We start from the raw sequence: 18,682 nt of genomic DNA on the forward strand, positions 1-18,682 counted from the left end.
GGACCGGAGGCGGTGGGCCCACATCCTTGCACCCGGATCGACGGCGCGGCCCGACGGTGGCCCGGCCCGGGGGAGGTGCGCTCCGACCGCGCGACGTCGTCAGTTTGGAACCACGCGCCGATCTCTGTCAGGATGTTCAGGTTGCTCCGGCGGGTTGCCGGGGTGCGGCACGTCTTGACTCCTGAATCGCGTCTCCCCGCACGGCCCTCATCGGCTGTGGTGCGTGAGCGTGGTGGTGGCAAGTGGCCGCACCGCACCAGGAGACCCGATCAGCAGCCACTCGACCGGCAGCTCGCACAGCACCACCGTGCGGGAAGCCAGACGCGATCCGGTGCGGATCGTCATGAGAACTCATGGCGACACGCCCGACCGCGGGGGTGGGAGCGGAGACCAAGACCCAGGACGCAGGACGAGCGAGAAGGACGAGCTACCTATGGCGGGACAGAAGATCCGCATCAGGCTCAAGGCCTATGACCACGAGGTGATCGACACCTCGGCGCGCAAGATCGTGGACACCGTCACCCGTACGGGTGCCAAGGTCGCCGGCCCCGTGCCGCTGCCGACCGAGAAGAACGTGTACTGCGTCATCCGCTCGCCCCACAAGTACAAGGACTCCCGCGAGCACTTCGAGATGCGCACGCACAAGCGCCTCATCGACATCATCGACCCGACCCCCAAGACCGTCGACTCGCTCATGCGTCTCGACCTCCCCGCGGGTGTCGACATCGAGATCAAGCTCTGAGTTCCAGGAGACCATCGAGATGACCACCGAACGCAACGTGAAGGGCCTGCTGGGCACCAAGCTCGGCATGACCCAGCTGTGGGACGAGAACAACCGCGTCGTCCCCGTGACCGTGATCGCGGCCAGCACCAACGTGGTGACCCAGGTCCGCCTGCCCGAGCCTGACGGCTACAACGCCATCCAGGTCGGCTTCGGCGAGATCGAGGGCCGCAAGGTCAACAAGCCCGAGACGGGCCACTTCGCCAAGGCCGGCACGACCCCGCGCCGCCACCTGGTCGAGATCCGCACCGCCGACGCCTCCGCCTACACCGTGGGCCAGGAGCTCGGCGTCGACACCTTCGCCACCGGCGACGTCATCGACGTCACCGGCACCAGCAAGGGCAAGGGCTTCGCCGGCACGATGAAGCGTCACGGCTTCTCCGGCGTGAGCGCCTCGCACGGTGCGCACCGCAACCACCGCAAGCCCGGCTCGATCGGCGCCTGCGCCACCCCGGGTCGCGTCTTCAAGGGCGTCCGCATGGCCGGCCACATGGGTACCGACACCGTCACCACCCAGAACGTCACCGTGCACGCCGTCGACGCCGAGAAGGGCCTGATCCTGCTCAAGGGCGCCGTCCCCGGCCCCAAGGGTGGTCTGATCGTGCTCCGCTCGGCCGCCAAGAAGGAGGCCTGAGCATGGCTGTCAAGACCGTCAACGTCGACCTGCCGGCCGCGATCTTCGACGCGAAGGTCAGCGTCCCGCTGATCCACCAGGTCGTCGTCGCCCAGCAGGCTGCTGCTCGTCAGGGCACGCACGCCACCAAGACCCGCGGCGAGGTCCGCGGCGGTGGCCGCAAGCCCTACAAGCAGAAGGGCACCGGCCGCGCCCGCCAGGGCTCGACCCGTGCGCCCCAGTTCGCCGGTGGTGGCGTCGTCCACGGCCCGCAGCCGCGCGACTACAGCCAGCGCACGCCCAAGAAGATGAAGGCCGCCGCCCTGCGCGGTGCCCTCACCGACCGGGCCCGCAACGAGCGCATCCACGTCGTCGAGGGCCTCGTGGCCGGTGACAAGCCGTCGACCAAGGCCGCGCTGGCCTCGCTCGCCGAGCTCACCACCCGCACGAAGTTCCTGGTCGTGCTCGAGCGCACCGACACCGTCACCTGGCTCTCGCTGCGCAACGCCGCCGAGGTCCACGTCGTGGCCGTCGACCAGCTCAACACCTACGACGTCCTCGCCAGCGACGACCTCGTCTTCACCCAGGGCTCCTACGACGCCTTCGTGGCCAAGCAGACCAGCACCGAGCAGGCCGCGCCCGCCGTCGGTCTCGACAAGACCGAGGAGGGCGAGAAGTGAGCACGATCCACAAGGACCACCGCGACGTCCTGATCGCACCCGTGGTGTCGGAGAAGAGCTACAGCCTCCTCGACGCCAACAAGTACACGTTCCTCGTGCACCCCGACGCCAACAAGACCGAGATCAAGATCGCGGTCGAGAAGATCTTCAACGTCAAGGTCACCTCGGTCAACACGCTCAACCGACCGGGCAAGACGCGCCGCACCCGCAACGGGATCGGCAAGCGCAAGGACACCAAGCGCGCCATCGTCAGCCTCGCCGAGGGCCACCGCATCGACATCTTCGCCGGCCCGGCTTCCTGACGGGCGAGAGGACTGACTGACTGATGGCTATCCGCAAGTACAAGCCGACCACCCCGGGCCGCCGAGGCTCGTCGGTCGCCGACTTCGTCGAGATCACCCGCACCACGCCCGAGAAGTCCCTGACGCGGCCGCTGCCCAAGAAGGGCGGCCGCAACAACCAGGGCCGGATCACCACCCGCCACCAGGGCGGTGGCCACAAGCGTGCCTACCGGATCATCGACTTCCGTCGCTACGACAAGGACGGCGTGCCGGCCAAGGTCGCGCACATCGAGTACGACCCGAACCGCACCGCCCGCATCGCCCTGCTCCACTACGCCGACGGCGAGAAGCGCTACATCATCGCGCCGAAGGACCTCACCCAGGGCACACGCGTCGAGTCCGGCACGGGCGCCGACATCAAGCCGGGTAACAACCTGCCGCTGCGCAACATCCCGGTCGGTACGACGATCCACTGCGTCGAGCTCCGCCCCGGCGGCGGCGCCAAGATCGCCCGGTCCGCCGGCATCAGCGCCCAGCTCGTCGCCCGCGAGGGCTCGCGCGCCACGTTGCGCATGCCCTCGGGCGAGATGCGCTTCGTCGACGTCCGCTGCCGCGCCACGATCGGCGAGGTCGGCAACGCCGAGCAGTCGAACATCAACTGGGGCAAGGCCGGCCGCATGCGCTGGAAGGGCAAGCGCCCGACCGTCCGCGGTGTCGTCATGAACCCGGTCGACCACCCGCACGGTGGTGGCGAGGGCAAGACGTCCGGTGGACGTCACCCCGTCTCCCCGTGGGGCAAGCCCGAGGGCCGCACGCGCAAGCGCAAGGCCTCCGACTCGCAGATCATCCGCCGCCGCAAGTCCGGCAAGAACAAGCGCTGATAGGGAAGAGACAAGATGCCTCGCAGCCTCAAGAAGGGCCCCTTCATCGACGACCACCTTCAGAAGAAGGTGGACGCCGAGAACGACAAGGGCACCCACAACGTCATCAAGACCTGGTCGCGCCGTTCGATGATCTCGCCCGACTTCATCGGCCACACGATCGCCGTGCACGACGGGCGCAAGCACGTCCCGGTGTTCGTCACCGACGCGATGGTCGGCCACAAGCTGGGCGAGTTCGCCCCGACCCGCACCTACCGCGGGCACGTCAAGGAAGACCGAAAGGGGCGTCGTCGCTGATGTCCACCGCCGAGCGTCACCGCATCAGCGCGCGCCGCGACACCCTGCTGGGCGACCAGCCGGGTGCCTTCGCCAGCGCCCGCTTCCAGCGCATCACGCCCATGAAGGCGCGCCGGGTCGTCGACCTGGTCCGCGGCCTCCCCGTCGACGAGGCCCTGGCGCTGCTGCAGTTCATGCCGCAGGCCGCCTCCGAGACCGTCTACAAGGTGCTCGAGAGCGCCGTCGCCAACGCCGAGACCACCGAGGGCCTCTCGGTGGGCGACCTCGTCGTGTCGAAGGCCATGGTCGACGAGGGTCCCACGATGAAGCGCTGGCGTCCGCGTGCGCAGGGCCGGGCCACCCGGATCAACAAGCGCACCAGCCACATCACGCTCGTCGTCCAGCCGGCCGACGTCGTGACCGCGACCACGAAGGGGAAGGGTGCCTGATGGGTCAGAAGATCAACCCCAACGGTTTCCGCCTGGGCATCAGCACCGACCACAAGTCGCGCTGGTACGCCGACAAGCTGTACAAGGCCTACGTCGGTGAAGACGTCGCCATCCGCAAGCTGCTCTCCAAGGGCATGGAGCGGGCCGGCATCTCCAAGGTCGAGATCGAGCGCACCCGCGACCGGGTCCGCGTCGACATCCACACCGCCCGTCCCGGCATCGTCATCGGCCGCCGTGGCGCCGAGGCCGACCGCATCCGCGGCGAGCTCGAGAAGCTGACCGGCAAGCAGGTCCAGCTGAACATCCTCGAGGTCAAGGCCCCCGAGATGGACGCCCAGCTCGTCGCCCAGGGTGTCGCCGAGCAGCTCGCTGGCCGCGTGCAGTTCCGCCGCGCGATGCGCAAGGCCATGCAGACCACGATGCGCTCGGGTGCCAAGGGCATCCGGATCCAGTGCTCCGGCCGCCTCAACGGCGCCGAGATGTCGCGCACCGAGTTCTACCGCGAGGGTCGCGTGCCGCTGCACACGCTGCGGGCCGACATCGACTACGGCTTCTACGAGGCCAAGACGACCTTCGGCCGCATCGGCGTCAAGGTCTGGATCTACAAGGGCGAGGTCGCCGGCACCCGTGCCGAGCGCCAGGCCCAGGCCGCTGCGCGCGCCGGTGTCCCCGGCCGCGGCGGCAACAACCGCAGCGGCCGTGGTGGCGAGCGTCCGAGCCGTGGCTCGCGCCCGTCGCGCGCCGACCGCGAGACCAGCCCCGAGGCCACGCCGGCCGAGGCGGCTGCTCCCGCGGAGACCACTCCCGGACAGGAGGGCTGAGCCATGTTGATGCCCCGTCGCGTCAAGCACCGCAAGCAGCACCACCCCAAGCGCCGCGGCGCGGCCAAGGGTGGCACGACGCTCGCGTTCGGTGACTTCGGCATCCAGGCGATCGAGGGTCACTACGTGACCAACCGCCAGATCGAGTCGGCGCGTATCGCCATGACGCGTCACATCAAGCGTGGCGGCAAGGTGTGGATCAACATCTACCCCGACCGCCCGCTGACCAAGAAGCCCGCCGAGACCCGCATGGGTTCGGGCAAGGGCTCGCCCGAGTGGTGGGTCGCCAACGTCAAGCCCGGCCGCGTCATGTTCGAGCTGTCCGGCGTCGAGGAAGACGTCGCCCGCGAGGCCATGCGCCGCGCGATCCACAAGCTCCCCATGAAGTGCCGCTTCATCACCCGAGAGGCCGGTGAGTTCTGATGGCTATCGAGACCAAGGCTCACGAGCTCGACGAGCTCAACGACATCGACCTCGAGTCGAAGCTGGGCGAGGCCAAGGAGGAGCTGTTCAACCTGCGCTTCCAGGCCGCGACCGGTCAGCTCGAGAGCCACGGCCGGCTCCGCACGGTCAAGAAGGACATCGCCCGCATCTACACGGTGATCCGCGAGCGCGAGCTCGGGATCCGGGTGGCGCCGGGCTCGAACGACGAGGCAACCGCATGAGCAACGACAGCACCGAGACCACCGGCGCCACCGAGCGCAACGCCCGCAAGACCCGCGAGGGCCTGGTCGTCAGCGACAAGATGGACAAGACCGTCGTCGTCGAGGTCGAGGACCGCGTCAAGCACGCGCTCTACGGCAAGGTCATGCGCCGCACCAGCCGGCTCAAGGCCCACGACGAGAACAACGAGTGCGGTGCCGGCGACCGGGTCCTCATCATGGAGACCCGCCCGCTGTCGGCCACCAAGCGCTGGCGCCTCGTCCAGATCCTCGAGAAGGCCAAGTAGTCCTTCCCGGTCAACAACACCGTTCAGCCAGGCTCCCTGCCCGTGAGGCACGGAGAACCAGCTCGACAAGGAGACAACAGTGATTCAGCAGGAGTCGCGACTCAAGGTCGCCGACAACACGGGTGCCAAGGAGATCCTCTGCATCCGCGTGCTCGGCGGCTCCGGTCGTCGCTACGCCGGCATCGGTGACACCATCGTTGCCACCGTCAAGGACGCGATCCCCGGCGGCAACGTCAAGAAGGGCGACGTCGTCAAGGCCGTCATCGTGCGCACCGTCAAGGAGCGCCGTCGCGCCGACGGTTCCTACATCCGCTTCGACGAGAACGCCGCCGTCATCCTCAAGGCCGACGGCGAGCCCCGTGGAACCCGCATCTTCGGCCCCGTGGGCCGCGAGCTGCGCGAGAAGCGGTTCATGAAGATCATCTCGCTCGCCCCGGAGGTGCTGTGATGTCGGAGTCGAAGAAGCGCGCGCCCAAGATCGCGATCAAGAAGGGCGACACCGTCAAGGTCATCGCCGGCAAGGACAAGGGCGCCGAGGGCAAGGTCATCAAGGTGCTCCGTGAGGAGCAGCGGGTGATCGTCGAGGGCGTCAACCGCATCAAGAAGCACACCAAGGCCGTCAACCAGGGCGGTCGCGCCGGCAACACCGGCGGCATCATCACCACCGAGGCTGCGATCCACGTCTCCAACGTGATGCTGGTCGAGGGCAGCGGCGTGACCCGCATCGGCTTCCGCCGTGAAGAGGTCACCAAGCGCCGTCCCGACGGCTCGACCTACCTGGGCACGCGCAGCGTGCGCATCTCGCGCAAGACCGGCAAGGAGATCTGAGCATGACCGAGGCAGCAGCGGCCGAGAAGGTCACCCCGCGTCTCAAGACGCGCTACCGCGAGGAGATCGTGCCGGCCATCAAGGCCGAGTTCGAGATCGCGAACATCATGCAGGTCCCCGGCCTGGTGAAGATCGTCGTCAACATGGGCGTCGGCGAGGCCGCTCGCGACTCCAAGCTCATCGACGGCGCGATCCGCGACCTGACCGTGATCACCGGCCAGAAGCCGGCCGTCACCAAGGCCCGCAAGTCGATCGCGCAGTTCAAGCTGCGCGAGGGCATGCCGATCGGCGCGCACGTCACGCTGCGCGGCGACCGCATGTGGGAGTTCCTCGACCGGCTGCTCTCGCTCGCGCTGCCCCGCATCCGCGACTTCCGTGGTCTGAACCCGAAGCAGTTCGACGGCAACGGCAACTACACCTTCGGCCTGACCGAGCAGGTCATGTTCCACGAGATCGACCAGGACAAGGTCGACCGTCAGCGGGGCATGGACATCACCATCGTGACCACCGCGACCAACGACGAGCAGGGACGCGCGCTGCTGAAGCAGCTCGGCTTCCCCTTCAAGGAGAACTGAGCCATGGCGAAGACGTCCCTCAAGGTCAAGGCCGCCCGCAAGCCGAAGTTCGCGGTGCGCGGCTACACCCGCTGCCAGCGCTGCGGCCGTCCGAAGGCGGTCTACCGCAAGTTCGGCCTGTGCCGCATCTGCCTGCGCGAGATGGCCCACCGCGGCGAGCTGCCCGGCGTCACCAAGTCCTCCTGGTGAGCACCTACTTCCACAACCGCTGAAGGTCGCTCGTCCGCGAGACGAGCGAAACCGCAGAAGAGAGAGAACAACCCACATGACGATGACCGACCCGATCGCAGACATGCTGACGCGTCTGCGCAACGCCAACTCGGCGTACCACGACGACGTCTCGATGCCCTACAGCAAGCTGAAGCAGGGCGTCGCCGAGATCCTCCAGCAGGAGGGTTACATCTCGAGCTTCGAGGTGACCGACAACGAGGGCGTCGGCCAGACGCTCACCATCCAGCTGAAGTTCGGCCGCAACCGCGAGCGCTCGCTCGCCGGCCTGCGCCGCATCAGCAAGCCCGGCCTCCGGGTCTACGCCAAGCACACGGGCCTGCCCAAGGTGCTCGGCGGCCTCGGCATCGCGATCATCTCGACGAGCCAGGGCCTGCTCACCGACCGCCAGGCGAACCAGAAGGGCGTGGGCGGAGAAGTCCTCGCCTACGTCTGGTAACCACGAGACCGAGAAGGAGAAACAACAGCATGTCGCGCATTGGCAAGCTCCCCGTCACGGTCCCGTCGGGTGTCGACGTGGCGATCGACGGCCCGCTCGTGACCGTCAAGGGTCCCAAGGGCACCCTCAGCCACTCCGTCGCCGCGCCGATCGTCGTCGAGAAGGGTGACGGCGTCCTCGACGTCAAGCGCCCCGACGACGAGCGGACCAGCAAGTCGCTCCACGGCCTGACCCGCACGCTGGTCAACAACATGGTCGTCGGCGTCACCGACGGCTACGAGAAGAAGCTCGAGATCGTCGGCGTCGGCTACCGCGTCCTGTCGAAGAGTCCGACCCAGCTCGAGTTCCAGCTCGGCTACTCGCACTCGATCGTCTTCGACGCGCCCGAGGGCATCACCTTCACCGTCGAGGGCCCGACCAAGCTCGGCGTCGTCGGCATCGACAAGCAGCTCGTCGGTGAGGTCGCCGCCAACATCCGCAAGCTCCGCAAGCCCGAGCCGTACAAGGGCAAGGGCGTCCGCTATGCGGGCGAGCACATCCGCCGCAAGGTCGGAAAGGCTGGTAAGTAACCGATGGCCGTCAAGATCAAGCAGCAGAAGCACGCCTCCAAGCGGCTCCAGTCGCGGCTCAAGCGCCAGGTGCGCGGTCGCAAGCGCATCAGCGGCACCGCCGAGCGTCCGCGCCTGGTGGTCACCCGCTCGACGAAGCACATCACGGTCCAGGTCGTCGACGACCTGATCGGCAAGACGCTCGCCTCGGCGTCGACCATGGAGGCCGACCTCCGTGCGCTCGACGGCGACAAGAGCGCCAAGGCCACCCGCGTCGGCGAGCTCGTGGCCGAGCGTGCGAAGGCGCAGGGCGTCGAGTCGGTCGTCTTCGACCGCGCCGGCAACAAGTACCACGGCCGCATCGCGGCCCTGGCCGACGGGGCCCGCTCCGGCGGGCTGACGTTCTGAGCCGGGCGACCAGGAACAGGGAGAGTAGAGACTCATGAGTGGACCCCAGCGCGGACAGCGCAGTGGTGGCGACCGTGGTGGCCGTGGCGGCCGCGACGGTGGTCGCGGCCAGGGTGCTGAGAAGAGCCAGTACCTCGAGCGCGTCGTCGCGATCAACCGCGTCGCCAAGGTCGTCAAGGGTGGTCGGCGCTTCAGCTTCACCGCCCTCGTGATCGTCGGCGACGGCGACGGCATGGTCGGCGTCGGCTACGGCAAGGCCAAGGAGGTGCCCGCGGCGATCGCCAAGGGCGTCGAGGAGGCCAAGAAGGCGTTCTTCCGCGTGCCCCGCATCCAGGGCACCATCCCGCACCCGGTGCAGGGTGAGAAGGCGGCCGGCGTCGTCTTCCTGCGGCCGGCCTCGCCCGGTACCGGCGTCATCGCCGGTGGCCCGGTGCGCGCCGTCCTCGAGTGCGCCGGCATCCACGACGTGCTGAGCAAGTCGCTCGGCTCGTCGAACCAGATCAACATCGTGCACGCGACCGTCGAGGCGCTGCGCAACCTCGAGACGCCCGAGGCCGTGGCCTCGCGTCGTGGCCTCCCGGTCGAGCACGTCGCCCCGGCGGCCCTGCTCAAGGCCCAGGCCGAGGGCAAGCAGGAGGCGGCCGACGCCGCCGCCGCGGCGGTGAGCTCCTGATGGCTCAGCTCAAGATCCAGCAGAAGAAGTCCACCGTCGGGTGCAAGGCCAACCAGCGCGACACGATCCGCTCGCTCGGCCTCAAGCGCATCGGCGACGTGGTCGTCAAGGAGGACCGCCCGGAGATCCGCGGCATGGTCAACACCGTTCGTCACCTCGTGACGTTCGAGGAGGTCGAGTGACATGACGCTCAAGCTGCACCACCTGAAGCCCGCCCCGGGCGCCAAGAAGGCCAAGACGCGCGTCGGTCGCGGTGAGGCCTCGAAGGGCAAGACCTCGGGTCGCGGTACCAAGGGCACCAAGGCCCGCTACCAGGTCCCGGTCGCCTTCGAGGGTGGCCAGATGCCGATCCACATGCGCCTGCCGAAGCTGAAGGGGTTCAAGAACCCGTTCCGCGTCGAGTTCCAGGTCGTCAACCTCGACAAGCTCGGCGCCCTCTTCCCCGAGGGTGGGGACGTGACGGTCGACGCGCTGGTCGCCAAGGGCGCCGTGCGCAAGAACCAGCCGGTCAAGATCCTCGGCCAGGGCACCATCTCCGTCCCCGTGACGGTGACGGTCCAGGCCTTCTCGGCCTCGGCCAAGGAGAAGATCGAGGCCGCCGGCGGAACCGTGACGGTCGCCTGACCGTTTGGTCAGGTATGTGCTCAACCTGCGAAGGGGCGTTCTGCGATGATGCGGAACGCCCCTTCCTCGCCTGTTAGGCTCACCCAGGCCCTGCGCCCTTGCTCGGTCGTGCACCGTCACGACGAGCACCTCGGTCTGGGTCTTCGTCAGTTGGAGAAAGAGGACACGTGCTCACCGCGTTCGTGAACGCCTTCCGGACCCCGGACCTGCGCAAGAAGCTGCTGTTCGTCCTGATGGTCATCGTGATCTTCCGGGCCGGCTCGCAGATCCCCGCGCCCGGGGTCAACGTGCAGAATGTCCAGCAGTGCCTCAACGACGACGCCAACAGCGAGGGCGTCTACACGCTCATCAACCTGTTCTCGGGTGGCGCGCTGCTGCAGCTGACGATCTTCGCGCTCGGGATCATGCCCTACATCACCGCCAGCATCATCTTGCAACTGCTCGTCGTGGTCATCCCGCGGCTCGAGGCGCTCAAGAAGGAGGGCCAGTCGGGGCAGACCAAGATCACCCAGTACACCCGCTACCTGACGCTGGGCCTCGCGGTCCTGCAGGCCACCGGCATCGTCGCGCTGGCCCGGTCGGGCAACCTGCTGCAGTGCTCCGAGCCGCTGCTGCACAGCGAGAGCATCAACACCTTCCTCGTGCTCGTCGTCACGATGACCGCCGGCACCGCGGTCATCATGTGGCTCGGCGAGCTGATCACCGAGCGCGGCGTCGGCAACGGAATGTCGATCCTGATCTTCACCCAGGTCGTGGCGACCTTCCCGGCCGCTCTGTGGGCCGTCGGCAAGACCCAGGGCTGGTGGACCTTCGGCGTCGTCATCGCCGTCGGCATGGTCATCGTCGCGGGCGTCATCTTCATCGAGCAGGCCCAGCGCCGCATCCCGGTGCAGTACGCGCGCCGCATGGTCGGTCGCAAGATGTTCGGTGGGTCGTCGACCTACATCCCGCTCAAGGTCAACCAGGCCGGCATCATCCCGGTCATCTTCGCCTCCTCGCTGCTCTACCTGCCGGCGATGGCGGTCCAGTTCAACCAGGGCAACCAGAGCCCGCCGGGCTACATCAACTGGATCAACGACCACTTCGTGCAGGGTGACCACCCGTACTACATGGCGACCTACTTCGCCCTGATCATCTTCTTCACCTACTTCTACGTCTCGATCACCTTCAACCCGCAAGAGGTGGCCGACAACATGAAGAAGTACGGCGGCTTCATCCCCGGGATCCGGGCGGGCAAGCCGACCGAGGACTACCTGTCCTACGTCCTGTCCCGCATCACGCTGCCCGGTGCCATCTACCTCGGCCTGATCTCGCTGATCCCGCTCATCGCGCTGGTGCTCATCGAGGCCAACCAGAACTTCCCGTTCGGCGGTACCTCGATCCTCATCATGGTCGGCGTCGCCCTCGACACGGTGAAGCAGATCGAGAGCCAGCTCCAGCAGCGCAACTACGAAGGATTCCTCCGTTAAATGCGCCTGATCCTGATGGGCCCTCCCGGTGCGGGCAAGGGGACCCAAGCGACCAAGATCGCCGATCACTTCGGCATCCCGGCCATCTCGACCGGCGACATCTTCCGGGCCAACGTCACCCAGGGCACGCCCCTCGGTGTCGAGGCCAAGAAGTACATGGACGCCGGCGAGTACGTGCCCGACGAGGTCACCAACTCGATGGTGCGCAACCGCATCGACGAGGACGACGCCCAGCCCGGCTTCCTCCTCGACGGCTACCCGCGCACCACGGCCCAGGTGGCCGAGCTCGACGGGATGATCAGCTTCACCGGCCACAAGCTCGACGCGGCCGTGGTGCTCACCGTCGACGCCGAGGAGCTCGTCCAGCGCCTGCTCAAGCGGGCGCAGACCGACGGCCGCGCCGACGACACCGAGGACGTCATCCGGCGCCGCCAGGAGGTCTACGCCTCCGAGACCGCGCCGCTGATCGAGGTCTACCGCGCCCGCGGCATCCTGGTCGAGGTCGACGGCATGGGTGAGGTCGACGAGGTCACCGCGCGCATCTTCGCCGCCCTCGACATCGTTCCCGAGTCCTGACGGACCGAGGTCCGTCGGGGCTGATGGTGGTCGAGCAGCGACCGCGGCCGGGCTCGCCCGGACGCGACGGAGCGTGTCGAGACCCGGAAGGTGTCGTGTGACGGTGGGAGCTCGTCGTGGGCTGGCGTGACCGGGGCGTCGAGGTCAAGACGCCCGAGCAGGTCGCGCTCATGCGGCGTGCCGGGCTCGTCGTCGCGCGCACCCTGGAGATGGTCACCGACCTCGCCCGCCCGGGCCTGACGACGGGAGAGCTCGACGCGCGGGCCGAGGCCCACATCCGCCAGCTCGGCGCGACGCCGTCGTTCCTGGGCTACCAGGGCTTCACGGGGTCGCTGTGCGTGTCGGTGAACGACGAGGTCGTGCACGGGGTGCCCGGCTCACGCGTGCTCGCCGAGGGTGACCTCGTCTCGATCGACTGCGGCGCCATCGTCGACGGCTGGCACGGTGACGCCGCGACCACGATCGCGCTCGGCGACGTCCCCGACGACGCCCTCGAGCTGTCGCGTGTGACCGAGGACGCCATGTGGCACGGCATCGCCGCGGCCCGCGACGGCGGCCGGGTCAGCGACATCTCGCACGCGGTCGAGACGTCGGTGCGTGCGTGCGGCGACTACGGCATCGTGCCCGACTACACCGGGCACGGCATCGGCTCGCAGATGCACCTGCCGCCCGACGTGCCCAACCTCGGCAAGCCCGGGCGCGGCGCGCGACTCGTGCCCGGCCTCGCGCTCGCCGTCGAGCCGATGGTCACGCTCGGCAGCCCGGCCACCGACGTCCTCGACGACGAGTGGACGGTCGTCACGCGCGACGGCACCTGGGCCGCCCACCACGAGCACACCTTCACCCTGACCCCTGACGGGGGTTCGTGGGTGCTCACCGCCCTCGACGGCGGCCGGGCGCGACTCGAGGCGCTCGGCGTCCGCTACGGCGGGGACTGAGCGGGCCGGCGCAAGCGCCGTCCGCGCTGCTAGGCCGAGGCGTGGTCCTGGTCGCGAGCCTGCTCCGAGGCGAGGCGGGAGGCGTCGTCGAGCACCTCGGCCGCCAGCCGCAGGGCGACGACGTGCAGGGCGGCCCACTCGTTCTCGAAGCGCTCGCGGTCAGGACCGACCCACTCGGTCGCGGCGAGCCCACCGGTGAGCCGGGTCTCGAGGCCGCGGACGCGCTCGGCGACGTCGGCCATCTTCGTGGCCAGGTTCATCACGGCCTCGGGGTCCATCCCGTAGATCATGACGCCGCCCCGGTGCTCGTGGCCTCGGCGGCGAGGGCCCGCGTGCGCTCGGTGATCGTGGCGACGGTCTCGGCCCGGGCCCAGGCCCGCTGCGAGCCCGGGCGTGAGTGCACCGACCACGATCCCTGCGGCCCGCTGAACAGGCCGGTCAGGTCGGGGCGGTCGACGAGCGCGCCCGGCTCGCGCGTGACCACGAGGACGTCGGCGCGCAGGTAGGCGCGGCCCAGCCGCTCGGCCAGCTCGACCGGCGCCTCGGAGTCCGGGGACGCCGCGAGCTCGACGTCGTCGCCGTCGCCGTCGACGGCCTCGGGGTGCACGACGGCCCCGACGAGCAGGTCGGGCAGGTCGCGGGCGTGACCGAGGGCGAAGCGGTGGAGGCCGTCGGTGCCGACCTCCTCGAGCAGCACGACCTCCTGGACGACGTGGGCGTACCAGAAGTCCTGTGACGTCGACGTCGTGCGGGCGACGGCGACGACCGCCGAGGCGCTCCGGCGCAGGGTGAGCGCCGAGAGCACGTCGTTGCGGACCTGGAGGTCGATCCCGGCGTCGCCCGAGGCCGCCGCCGACGACGCGAGCACCGCCGCGACCGCCGCGGGGTCGGGCGCGTCGACGATGCCGCGGGCGACGAGGCCCCGGAACGCGGTGCGGCGCACGGCGTCCCGCTCAGCCTCCGAGACGTCGTCGAGCACCGGGGAGACGACGACGCCCTGGTCGGGAACCAGCACCGAGAGCTCCTCGTCGGTGAGGATCTCGAGGGCGATGGTCTGCACCTCGGGCCGGACGGCGTCGGCCGGGGCCGCGGTCAGCTTGGTGTCGCTGTAGTCGATGCTCATGATCAGGCTCCTGCCCCTGCCGGTCGTGCGCCGCCGAGCAGGCCACGCGCCCACCCGATCGCCGATTCGTAGCCACCGCGGACGCCGTCCCACGCCTGGCCGACGGTCGAGCTGACCTGGCCGTAGACCCGGGTGGCCGCGTCGGCGATCTGGTGGCGGTTGTCGTAGACGTAGTTGCCGGCGCTCCACAGGCCGTAGCCGGCGACGGCGACGGCCGCGACGGTCGCGGTGACCGGCGCCGAGGCCACCATGGCGGCACCGCCGACCAGGAGGGTGCCGGCCCCGACCGCACCAGCGAGGCCGAAGCCCCGGGTCGCCCAGCCGCGCCACCCCTCGTAGCCGCCCCCGGTGAAGACGTCGACGACGCCGGTGACCGCGGTCATCGGCAGGAAGACGCGCCCGGCGAGCCGGCCGAGCTGCGGCAGCCCGATCATGCCGAGGACGCCGCCGGTCCGGCTGCCCTGCATGAACACCTTGAGCGCCTCGGCGACCTTGACCGAGCTCATCAGCTCACCGAGCGTCTTGAGACGCAGCAGGCGGAGGAAGTCAACGAGGGCCTTCGCCTTGAGCACCGGCGAGAGCACCTTCATGGCCGCGGCGCGCAGGGTGTTCAGGTCGCCGACGAGCCGCATCAGCCCGTAGCCGGCCGAGGCGCCCGCGGCTCCCGAGCCACTGGCCCGCTCCTGCTCCTCGGCGTTCTGCGACAGCAGCCGGCCGGCGGTGGCCAGGGCGTCGCCGACCTTCGTCATGCGCTCCTGAGCGAAGCTGCCCCACTCCTCCTTGCAGCGGTCGGCGTCGGGGCCCTGCCAGTCGCTGGCCGCCTCGATCGCCCCGGCCAGCTGCGCGCTGAGGTCGCGCAGCTCCTGGGCGCCGTCGCCGAAGTCGGCGGCGAGGCGCTCGAGCGCCTCGACGTCGGCGCCGATCAGTCCGGCCATGGCTCCTCCTGCTGTCCCCTGGCGCCCCGGGTCCTGCGTGCCGCGGTGGCGTGGCACGAAACTAGGTCGCCGGGGGAGTCCTCGTCTCTAGCGACGGGGGCGGAAACCTCCGCCCTGTGTCGCGCCGGCGATGAGGGGCGGAGACTCGTCGGGTCGGTACCGCCATGACCTCCCACTCGGTGCTGCACATGTCCATGTCGCTCGACGGCTACGTCGCCGTCCCGGACGACGGCCCCGGCATGGGTCTCGGCGTCGACGGCGGAGTGCTGCACGACTGGTTGGGCCCGTCGACCGCGGAGCGGCCGTGGTTCGACCCGCCGGGTGTGAGCGGGCAGGTGTTCGCCGAGCTCATGACGACCGGCGCCGTCGTCGTCGGACGCAAGACGTTCGAGTACGCCGGCCAGTGGGACGGCGACCACCACGGCGTCCCGATCTTCGTCGCGACACGCGACGCCGCCGTCCACGACGTCCGGCCGCCGTACGTGCACGTCGTCGACGACGACCTGGCGACGCTGAAGGCGTGGGCGAAGGAGGCGGCCGGCGACGCCGACGTGCTGGTGCACGGAGCCGACCTGGCGCGTGCGTGCCTCGAGGCCGGCGTGCTCGACGACCTCGAGCTCGCGGTCGTGCCGGTGCTGCTCGGCGGAGGACGACGTCTCGTCGACGCGCTGGGCACCCGGGTCGCGCTCGAGCAGACTCGCGTGCTCGTCGCGCCAGCGGTGACCCACCTGCGCTACCGGGTCGTTCGCTGAGACCACGCGACCCGCCGTACGAGGTCGTACGACGGGTCGCGCGGGTGGAACGGACCGGCCGGGCACGTGCGAGGTCGGTGGTGTGCCGGGCCGGTCCGGATCAGAGCGGGTCGATGCTCAGCTCGACCTCGCGCGCCGCCGGGTCCTGGATGTAGGAGGCGAACCCGGCGACGTCGTCGAACGCGAACCCGTAGGCGAGGCCGTCGGTGTGGATCTCGTGCAGCACCCGCGCGTAGTGGTTGGTGCGCTCCTCCCGGTAGAACCGGCCCGGGTCGGTCGACGGCTGCGTCGCGACGTCGCGCAGCGTCGTGCGGTTGAGGGCGGCGCCGAGGATGGCGGCCACCGGGCCGCCGACGCCGTCGTTGGGGGCGGTGATGGCGCCGTTGCAGAACAGCACGTCGGACGTCGACGGCTGGGCGAACGACGCCTTCACCTCCGACCCCTGGTAGGCGGTCATGCGACCACCCTCGACCCGGCAGCGGTAGGTCTGCGGCCCGGCGACGACGGTGAGGTCGCTACCGGTGTAGGCCGACCACGACGAGGCGATGTAGTCGTCGAGGTAGCCCGCGTCGAACGTGCCGGCCCCGATGCCGTGGCTCGGTGCGACGACCCTGGTGTCGCCGACGACGAGTCGGTCGAAGCCGGGCTGGCTGCTGATGGCGTCGAAGAACCTGGCGCGCCCGCCGGAGACCGTCTCGCCGACGCGCTGCTCGCGCTGTCCGCGGAGCAGGATCGAGAGCGGCAGGCTGTACATGTCGACCATGGTGGTGTTGCAGTACATCGCCCCGGACTGGTGCGTGAACTCCATCATGTCGTAGAGCAGCCCGTAGGACGGGTCGCTCGCGACCCAGCCGGCGGGGTGCACGATGCCGGCACCGCCGGGGGTGCCGACCACCCGGAACGGGATGGGCGCCCCCAGCGAGACGTAGACCCGCGCCGACATCTCGGGCAGCCCGACGGTGCGCCGCTGCGAGAGCGGTATGCCGTAGGGCGCCGTGCCGTCGGGGCCGTTGTCGGCCAGGCTGGCCGGCACGAAGGCGCCCACGGCGTCGACGTGGCCCTGCCGGCCGGTGGCCAGCTCGGTGCCGACGACGTGCACGAACACGCCGTCGTCGGCGAACCGGCCCGACCGGTTGAGGACGGTGAGGGGCAGGGGTCCGGCCGCGGACGCCGCGGGCGGACGCCACAGCGGCGCGGTGAGCCCGACGCCGGCGACCCCGGCCGAGCGCAGCAGGAGCGAGCGACGGCTGAGCCCGGTGGGCCGGGTCACCGGATGCCCTCGCCCATGACGCGCATCAGCTCGCCGTCGGCCGTGTCGCCGCTGAGCTCCCACGCGAACGCGCCGCCGAGGCCCTTCGACTTCGCCCACGCCATCTTGGCGGCCATGGTGGCCGGGGTGTCGTAGCTCCACCACTCGCCGTTGCAGAACGCGTAGGCGGTGCCGCCGACGGTGCCGGTGGCCGGGCAGCGCTGCTTGAGCACCTTGTAGTCCTCGATGCCGGGCTCGTAGGTCCCGGGCGCGGCGCCGGTGGCGGTGCCTCCCGGCGTCGACTGGGTGACGCCGCTCCAACCGCGGCCGTAGAAGCCGACACCGAGCAGGAGCTTGTCCGCCGGGACGCCGAGCGAGAGCAGCTTGTCGATCGCGGTCTGGGAGTCGAAGCCGGGCGTGGGCTGCTGGGCGTAGTCGGTGAGCGGTGAGTGCGGCGCCGTCGGGCCCTGGGGGTTGAAGGCGCCGGCGTAGTCGTAGGTCATCGGCATCAGCCAGTCGAGGTACTGCGCGGCGCCGGCGTAGTCGGCGGCGTCGATCTTGCCGCCGTCGGTGCCGTCGGCGGTGATGGCCGAGGTGACCAGGTCGCTGCCGAACTCGGAGCGGAGCGCCGCGATCATGGTCGTGTAGGCGTCACGACCGCTGGTGTCGCACGACAGGCCGCAGGCGTTGGGGTACTCCCAGTCGATGTCGATGCCGTCGAACACGTCGGCCCAGCGAGGGTCCTCGACGAGGTCGTGGCACGAGCTCGCGAACGCCGCGGGGTCCTGCGCGGCCTGGCCGAAGCCGCCCGACCAGGTCCAGCCGCCGAACGACCAGATCACCTTCAGCCCGGGGTGCTTCGCCTTGAGCTTGCGGAGCTGGTTGAAGTTGCCGCGCAGCGCCTGGTCCCAGGTGTCGGCGACGCCGTCGACCGACTTGTCGGCCGTGACGGCCCGCTCGTAGGCGGCGTAGGAGTCGCCGATCGTGCACTCGCCGCCGGTGACGTTGCCGAAGGCGTAGAGGATGTGGGTGAGCTGGTCGGCCGAGCCGCTGGTGTCGATGTTCTTCACGTCGTAGCCGCGCCCGTAGGTGCCCCACTCGGTGAAGTAGGCGACGACCTTGGCGTCGCCGGGGTCGGTCGGCGGGTTCGTCGGCGGCGTGGTCGGCGGGTTCGTCGTCGGCGGGTCGGTCGGCTGGGTCGTGCCGCCGCAGGCCCCGGCGTCGGTCCACACCCCGGAGCCGCCGGTGCTCGGCACCTCGCCCTGGGTCCACCACTTCGCGGTCCAGTTGTGGCCCTGGTGGGAGGCCTGCTGGCCGCCGGTGTAGACGGTGCCGGCGCCGTAGGGCGCCACGCACGCCTCGGCGGCCGTCGACGCCGACATCGGGACGACGGCCGCGACCGCGGCGGCCACCACCATTCCGGCCGCGGCGGCGAGGGCCGTCACGGCGGTGCGGGGCGAGGGGCGTCGGATCACCCCCGTCGAGTCGATCGGGCGGGGTCGTCGCAGGGGTCGCTGGGGTCCGGTCATCGTCGTTCACGTCCTTCTACCGAGTTAGTAAGGCGGATTAACAAACCTCGCGGCACC

The 18,682-nt window shown here is 69.9% G+C and carries 31 protein-coding genes; 25 read left to right on the plus strand and 6 right to left on the minus strand.

Features of this window, described 5'->3' with window-relative positions; translation table 11 throughout:
• Positions 1-207: 207 nt before the first annotated feature.
• Positions 208-345: a hypothetical protein gene (locus tag ABFT23_RS13345; RefSeq protein ID WP_347895919.1), complete on the minus strand. Its 138-nt coding sequence runs from the start codon at positions 343-345 to the stop codon at positions 208-210.
• A gap of 88 nt (positions 346-433) precedes the next feature.
• On the opposite strand from ABFT23_RS13345, the gene rpsJ reads away from it, so the two are divergent.
• The 24 genes from rpsJ (at position 434) to map (ending at position 13,037) form a co-directional block, all read left to right on the plus strand.
• Entirely contained in the window at positions 434-742 is a 309-nt protein-coding gene (gene rpsJ / locus ABFT23_RS13350; protein WP_008360994.1) for a 30S ribosomal protein S10, read from the plus strand.
• Positions 743-761: 19 nt separating this feature from the next.
• Positions 762-1,415 (plus strand): 50S ribosomal protein L3, encoded by a 654-nt coding sequence (gene rplC, locus ABFT23_RS13355; RefSeq protein WP_347895921.1) that lies wholly within the window; start codon positions 762-764, stop codon positions 1,413-1,415.
• A gap of 2 nt (positions 1,416-1,417) precedes the next feature.
• Positions 1,418-2,074: a 50S ribosomal protein L4 gene (gene rplD / locus ABFT23_RS13360; protein ID WP_347895922.1), complete on the plus strand. Its 657-nt coding sequence runs from the start codon at positions 1,418-1,420 to the stop codon at positions 2,072-2,074.
• Positions 2,071-2,376 carry a 50S ribosomal protein L23 gene (gene rplW, locus ABFT23_RS13365; RefSeq protein ID WP_347895924.1) on the plus strand — a complete coding sequence of 102 codons (306 nt, stop codon included), beginning with the start codon at positions 2,071-2,073 and terminating at the stop codon, positions 2,374-2,376. Before rplD ends, rplW begins: the two co-directional genes overlap by 4 nt.
• Before the next feature lie 23 nt (positions 2,377-2,399).
• On the plus strand, positions 2,400-3,236 hold the full coding sequence (gene rplB / locus ABFT23_RS13370; protein ID WP_347895926.1) for a 50S ribosomal protein L2: 837 nt from the start codon (positions 2,400-2,402) through the stop codon (positions 3,234-3,236).
• A gap of 15 nt (positions 3,237-3,251) precedes the next feature.
• Positions 3,252-3,533: a 30S ribosomal protein S19 gene (gene rpsS, locus ABFT23_RS13375; protein ID WP_347895928.1), complete on the plus strand. Its 282-nt coding sequence runs from the start codon at positions 3,252-3,254 to the stop codon at positions 3,531-3,533.
• Positions 3,533-3,961 (plus strand): 50S ribosomal protein L22, encoded by a 429-nt coding sequence (gene rplV / locus ABFT23_RS13380; RefSeq protein WP_347895930.1) that lies wholly within the window; start codon positions 3,533-3,535, stop codon positions 3,959-3,961. Before rpsS ends, rplV begins: the two co-directional genes overlap by 1 nt.
• Positions 3,961-4,782 carry a 30S ribosomal protein S3 gene (gene rpsC / locus ABFT23_RS13385; protein ID WP_347895932.1) on the plus strand — a complete coding sequence of 274 codons (822 nt, stop codon included), beginning with the start codon at positions 3,961-3,963 and terminating at the stop codon, positions 4,780-4,782. The genes rplV and rpsC overlap by 1 nt, the downstream gene beginning before the upstream one ends.
• A gap of 3 nt (positions 4,783-4,785) precedes the next feature.
• A complete protein-coding gene (gene rplP / locus ABFT23_RS13390) occupies positions 4,786-5,205 on the plus strand; it encodes a 50S ribosomal protein L16 (protein WP_347895934.1) in 420 nt (139 codons plus the stop codon).
• On the plus strand, positions 5,205-5,447 hold the full coding sequence (rpmC, locus tag ABFT23_RS13395) for a 50S ribosomal protein L29 (RefSeq protein WP_347895936.1): 243 nt from the start codon (positions 5,205-5,207) through the stop codon (positions 5,445-5,447). Before rplP ends, rpmC begins: the two co-directional genes overlap by 1 nt.
• Complete coding sequence (gene rpsQ / locus ABFT23_RS13400) at positions 5,444-5,731, plus strand: 30S ribosomal protein S17 (RefSeq protein WP_347895938.1); 288 nt, start codon at positions 5,444-5,446, stop codon at positions 5,729-5,731. Before rpmC ends, rpsQ begins: the two co-directional genes overlap by 4 nt.
• Positions 5,732-5,810: 79 nt before the next feature.
• Positions 5,811-6,179, plus strand: a complete 369-nt coding sequence (gene rplN / locus ABFT23_RS13405) for a 50S ribosomal protein L14 (protein ID WP_295656547.1) — start codon at positions 5,811-5,813, stop codon at positions 6,177-6,179.
• Positions 6,179-6,559 (plus strand): 50S ribosomal protein L24, encoded by a 381-nt coding sequence (gene rplX / locus ABFT23_RS13410; protein ID WP_347895940.1) that lies wholly within the window; start codon positions 6,179-6,181, stop codon positions 6,557-6,559. Before rplN ends, rplX begins: the two co-directional genes overlap by 1 nt.
• Positions 6,560-6,561: 2 nt before the next feature.
• A complete protein-coding gene (gene rplE / locus ABFT23_RS13415) occupies positions 6,562-7,134 on the plus strand; it encodes a 50S ribosomal protein L5 (RefSeq protein WP_347895942.1) in 573 nt (190 codons plus the stop codon).
• 3 nt (positions 7,135-7,137) lie between these two features.
• Positions 7,138-7,323, plus strand: coding sequence for a type Z 30S ribosomal protein S14 (locus ABFT23_RS13420; RefSeq protein ID WP_010831721.1), 186 nt, complete (start codon positions 7,138-7,140; stop codon positions 7,321-7,323).
• A gap of 76 nt (positions 7,324-7,399) precedes the next feature.
• Positions 7,400-7,801 carry a 30S ribosomal protein S8 gene (gene rpsH / locus ABFT23_RS13425; protein ID WP_347895945.1) on the plus strand — a complete coding sequence of 134 codons (402 nt, stop codon included), beginning with the start codon at positions 7,400-7,402 and terminating at the stop codon, positions 7,799-7,801.
• Between the two features lie 29 nt (positions 7,802-7,830).
• Positions 7,831-8,370, plus strand: coding sequence for a 50S ribosomal protein L6 (rplF, locus tag ABFT23_RS13430; RefSeq protein ID WP_347895946.1), 540 nt, complete (start codon positions 7,831-7,833; stop codon positions 8,368-8,370).
• Positions 8,371-8,373: 3 nt separating this feature from the next.
• Entirely contained in the window at positions 8,374-8,757 is a 384-nt protein-coding gene (rplR, locus tag ABFT23_RS13435) for a 50S ribosomal protein L18 (protein ID WP_347895947.1), read from the plus strand.
• 34 nt (positions 8,758-8,791) lie between these two features.
• The gene (gene rpsE / locus ABFT23_RS13440; RefSeq protein WP_347895949.1) at positions 8,792-9,430 is read left to right on the plus strand and encodes a 30S ribosomal protein S5; all 639 of its coding nucleotides are present in this window, start codon (positions 8,792-8,794) and stop codon (positions 9,428-9,430) included.
• A complete protein-coding gene (rpmD, locus tag ABFT23_RS13445; protein ID WP_347895951.1) occupies positions 9,430-9,612 on the plus strand; it encodes a 50S ribosomal protein L30 in 183 nt (60 codons plus the stop codon). Before rpsE ends, rpmD begins: the two co-directional genes overlap by 1 nt.
• 1 nt (position 9,613) lies before the next feature.
• Positions 9,614-10,054, plus strand: a complete 441-nt coding sequence (gene rplO / locus ABFT23_RS13450) for a 50S ribosomal protein L15 (protein ID WP_347895953.1) — start codon at positions 9,614-9,616, stop codon at positions 10,052-10,054.
• Positions 10,055-10,221: 167 nt separating this feature from the next.
• Positions 10,222-11,523, plus strand: a complete 1,302-nt coding sequence (gene secY, locus ABFT23_RS13455) for a preprotein translocase subunit SecY (RefSeq protein WP_347895955.1) — start codon at positions 10,222-10,224, stop codon at positions 11,521-11,523.
• Positions 11,524-12,099, plus strand: a complete 576-nt coding sequence (locus ABFT23_RS13460) for an adenylate kinase (protein WP_347895957.1) — start codon at positions 11,524-11,526, stop codon at positions 12,097-12,099.
• Positions 12,100-12,215: 116 nt separating this feature from the next.
• Positions 12,216-13,037, plus strand: coding sequence for a type I methionyl aminopeptidase (gene map, locus ABFT23_RS13465; RefSeq protein ID WP_347895959.1), 822 nt, complete (start codon positions 12,216-12,218; stop codon positions 13,035-13,037).
• Positions 13,038-13,066: 29 nt separating this feature from the next.
• Here the strand turns inward: map and ABFT23_RS13470 are convergent, their stop codons facing one another.
• From ABFT23_RS13470 to ABFT23_RS13480, 3 genes are read right to left on the minus strand one after another with little or no spacing between them, the layout of a single operon-like run.
• Complete coding sequence (locus ABFT23_RS13470) at positions 13,067-13,315, minus strand: hypothetical protein (RefSeq protein WP_347895961.1); 249 nt, start codon at positions 13,313-13,315, stop codon at positions 13,067-13,069.
• Between the two features lie 8 nt (positions 13,316-13,323).
• Positions 13,324-14,160 carry a hypothetical protein gene (locus ABFT23_RS13475; RefSeq protein WP_347895963.1) on the minus strand — a complete coding sequence of 279 codons (837 nt, stop codon included), beginning with the start codon at positions 14,158-14,160 and terminating at the stop codon, positions 13,324-13,326.
• 2 nt (positions 14,161-14,162) lie between these two features.
• Complete coding sequence (locus tag ABFT23_RS13480) at positions 14,163-15,095, minus strand: WXG100 family type VII secretion target (protein ID WP_347895965.1); 933 nt, start codon at positions 15,093-15,095, stop codon at positions 14,163-14,165.
• 164 nt (positions 15,096-15,259) lie between these two features.
• Between ABFT23_RS13480 and ABFT23_RS13485 the strand changes: the two genes are divergently transcribed.
• Complete coding sequence (locus ABFT23_RS13485) at positions 15,260-15,847, plus strand: dihydrofolate reductase family protein (RefSeq protein ID WP_347895967.1); 588 nt, start codon at positions 15,260-15,262, stop codon at positions 15,845-15,847.
• 100 nt (positions 15,848-15,947) lie between these two features.
• Here the strand turns inward: ABFT23_RS13485 and ABFT23_RS13490 are convergent, their stop codons facing one another.
• Both ABFT23_RS13490 and ABFT23_RS13495 read right to left on the minus strand, forming a co-directional pair.
• Entirely contained in the window at positions 15,948-17,117 is a 1,170-nt protein-coding gene (locus ABFT23_RS13490; protein ID WP_347895969.1) for a beta-1,3-glucanase family protein, read from the minus strand.
• Entirely contained in the window at positions 17,114-18,571 is a 1,458-nt protein-coding gene (locus tag ABFT23_RS13495; protein ID WP_347895971.1) for a glycosyl hydrolase family 18 protein, read from the minus strand. Before ABFT23_RS13495 ends, ABFT23_RS13490 begins: the two co-directional genes overlap by 4 nt.
• Positions 18,572-18,682: the final 111 nt, after the last annotated feature.

The organism is Nocardioides secundeburneus (assembly GCF_039939255.1).
GTDB lineage: Bacteria > Actinomycetota > Actinomycetes > Propionibacteriales > Nocardioidaceae > Nocardioides.

Bases quoted from the DNA above. Each gene is read 5' to 3' on its own strand.
- ABFT23_RS13470 (WP_347895961.1), bottom strand. From the start codon at position 13,315: ATGGACCCCGAGGCCGTGATGAACCTGGCCACGAAGATGGCCGACGTC.
- ABFT23_RS13485 (WP_347895967.1), top strand. From the start codon at position 15,260: ATGACCTCCCACTCGGTGCTGCACATGTCCATGTCGCTCGACGGCTAC.
- rplV (WP_347895930.1), top strand. From the start codon at position 3,533: ATGTCCACCGCCGAGCGTCACCGCATCAGCGCGCGCCGCGACACCCTG.
- rplO (WP_347895953.1), top strand. From the start codon at position 9,614: ATGACGCTCAAGCTGCACCACCTGAAGCCCGCCCCGGGCGCCAAGAAG.
- rpsE (WP_347895949.1), top strand. From the start codon at position 8,792: ATGAGTGGACCCCAGCGCGGACAGCGCAGTGGTGGCGACCGTGGTGGC.
- rpsJ (WP_008360994.1), top strand. From the start codon at position 434: ATGGCGGGACAGAAGATCCGCATCAGGCTCAAGGCCTATGACCACGAG.
- ABFT23_RS13345 (WP_347895919.1), bottom strand. From the start codon at position 345: ATGACGATCCGCACCGGATCGCGTCTGGCTTCCCGCACGGTGGTGCTG.
- rpsH (WP_347895945.1), top strand. From the start codon at position 7,400: ATGACGATGACCGACCCGATCGCAGACATGCTGACGCGTCTGCGCAAC.
- rpsC (WP_347895932.1), top strand. From the start codon at position 3,961: ATGGGTCAGAAGATCAACCCCAACGGTTTCCGCCTGGGCATCAGCACC.
- rplX (WP_347895940.1), top strand. From the start codon at position 6,179: ATGTCGGAGTCGAAGAAGCGCGCGCCCAAGATCGCGATCAAGAAGGGC.
- rplD (WP_347895922.1), top strand. From the start codon at position 1,418: ATGGCTGTCAAGACCGTCAACGTCGACCTGCCGGCCGCGATCTTCGAC.
- ABFT23_RS13460 (WP_347895957.1), top strand. From the start codon at position 11,524: ATGCGCCTGATCCTGATGGGCCCTCCCGGTGCGGGCAAGGGGACCCAA.
- rpmC (WP_347895936.1), top strand. From the start codon at position 5,205: ATGGCTATCGAGACCAAGGCTCACGAGCTCGACGAGCTCAACGACATC.
- ABFT23_RS13480 (WP_347895965.1), bottom strand. From the start codon at position 15,095: ATGGCCGGACTGATCGGCGCCGACGTCGAGGCGCTCGAGCGCCTCGCC.
- rplF (WP_347895946.1), top strand. From the start codon at position 7,831: ATGTCGCGCATTGGCAAGCTCCCCGTCACGGTCCCGTCGGGTGTCGAC.
- ABFT23_RS13420 (WP_010831721.1), top strand. From the start codon at position 7,138: ATGGCGAAGACGTCCCTCAAGGTCAAGGCCGCCCGCAAGCCGAAGTTC.
- rpmD (WP_347895951.1), top strand. From the start codon at position 9,430: ATGGCTCAGCTCAAGATCCAGCAGAAGAAGTCCACCGTCGGGTGCAAG.
- rplR (WP_347895947.1), top strand. From the start codon at position 8,374: ATGGCCGTCAAGATCAAGCAGCAGAAGCACGCCTCCAAGCGGCTCCAG.
- rplP (WP_347895934.1), top strand. From the start codon at position 4,786: ATGTTGATGCCCCGTCGCGTCAAGCACCGCAAGCAGCACCACCCCAAG.
- rplE (WP_347895942.1), top strand. From the start codon at position 6,562: ATGACCGAGGCAGCAGCGGCCGAGAAGGTCACCCCGCGTCTCAAGACG.
- ABFT23_RS13475 (WP_347895963.1), bottom strand. From the start codon at position 14,160: ATGAGCATCGACTACAGCGACACCAAGCTGACCGCGGCCCCGGCCGAC.
- rplC (WP_347895921.1), top strand. From the start codon at position 762: ATGACCACCGAACGCAACGTGAAGGGCCTGCTGGGCACCAAGCTCGGC.
- rplB (WP_347895926.1), top strand. From the start codon at position 2,400: ATGGCTATCCGCAAGTACAAGCCGACCACCCCGGGCCGCCGAGGCTCG.
- rpsQ (WP_347895938.1), top strand. From the start codon at position 5,444: ATGAGCAACGACAGCACCGAGACCACCGGCGCCACCGAGCGCAACGCC.
- rpsS (WP_347895928.1), top strand. From the start codon at position 3,252: ATGCCTCGCAGCCTCAAGAAGGGCCCCTTCATCGACGACCACCTTCAG.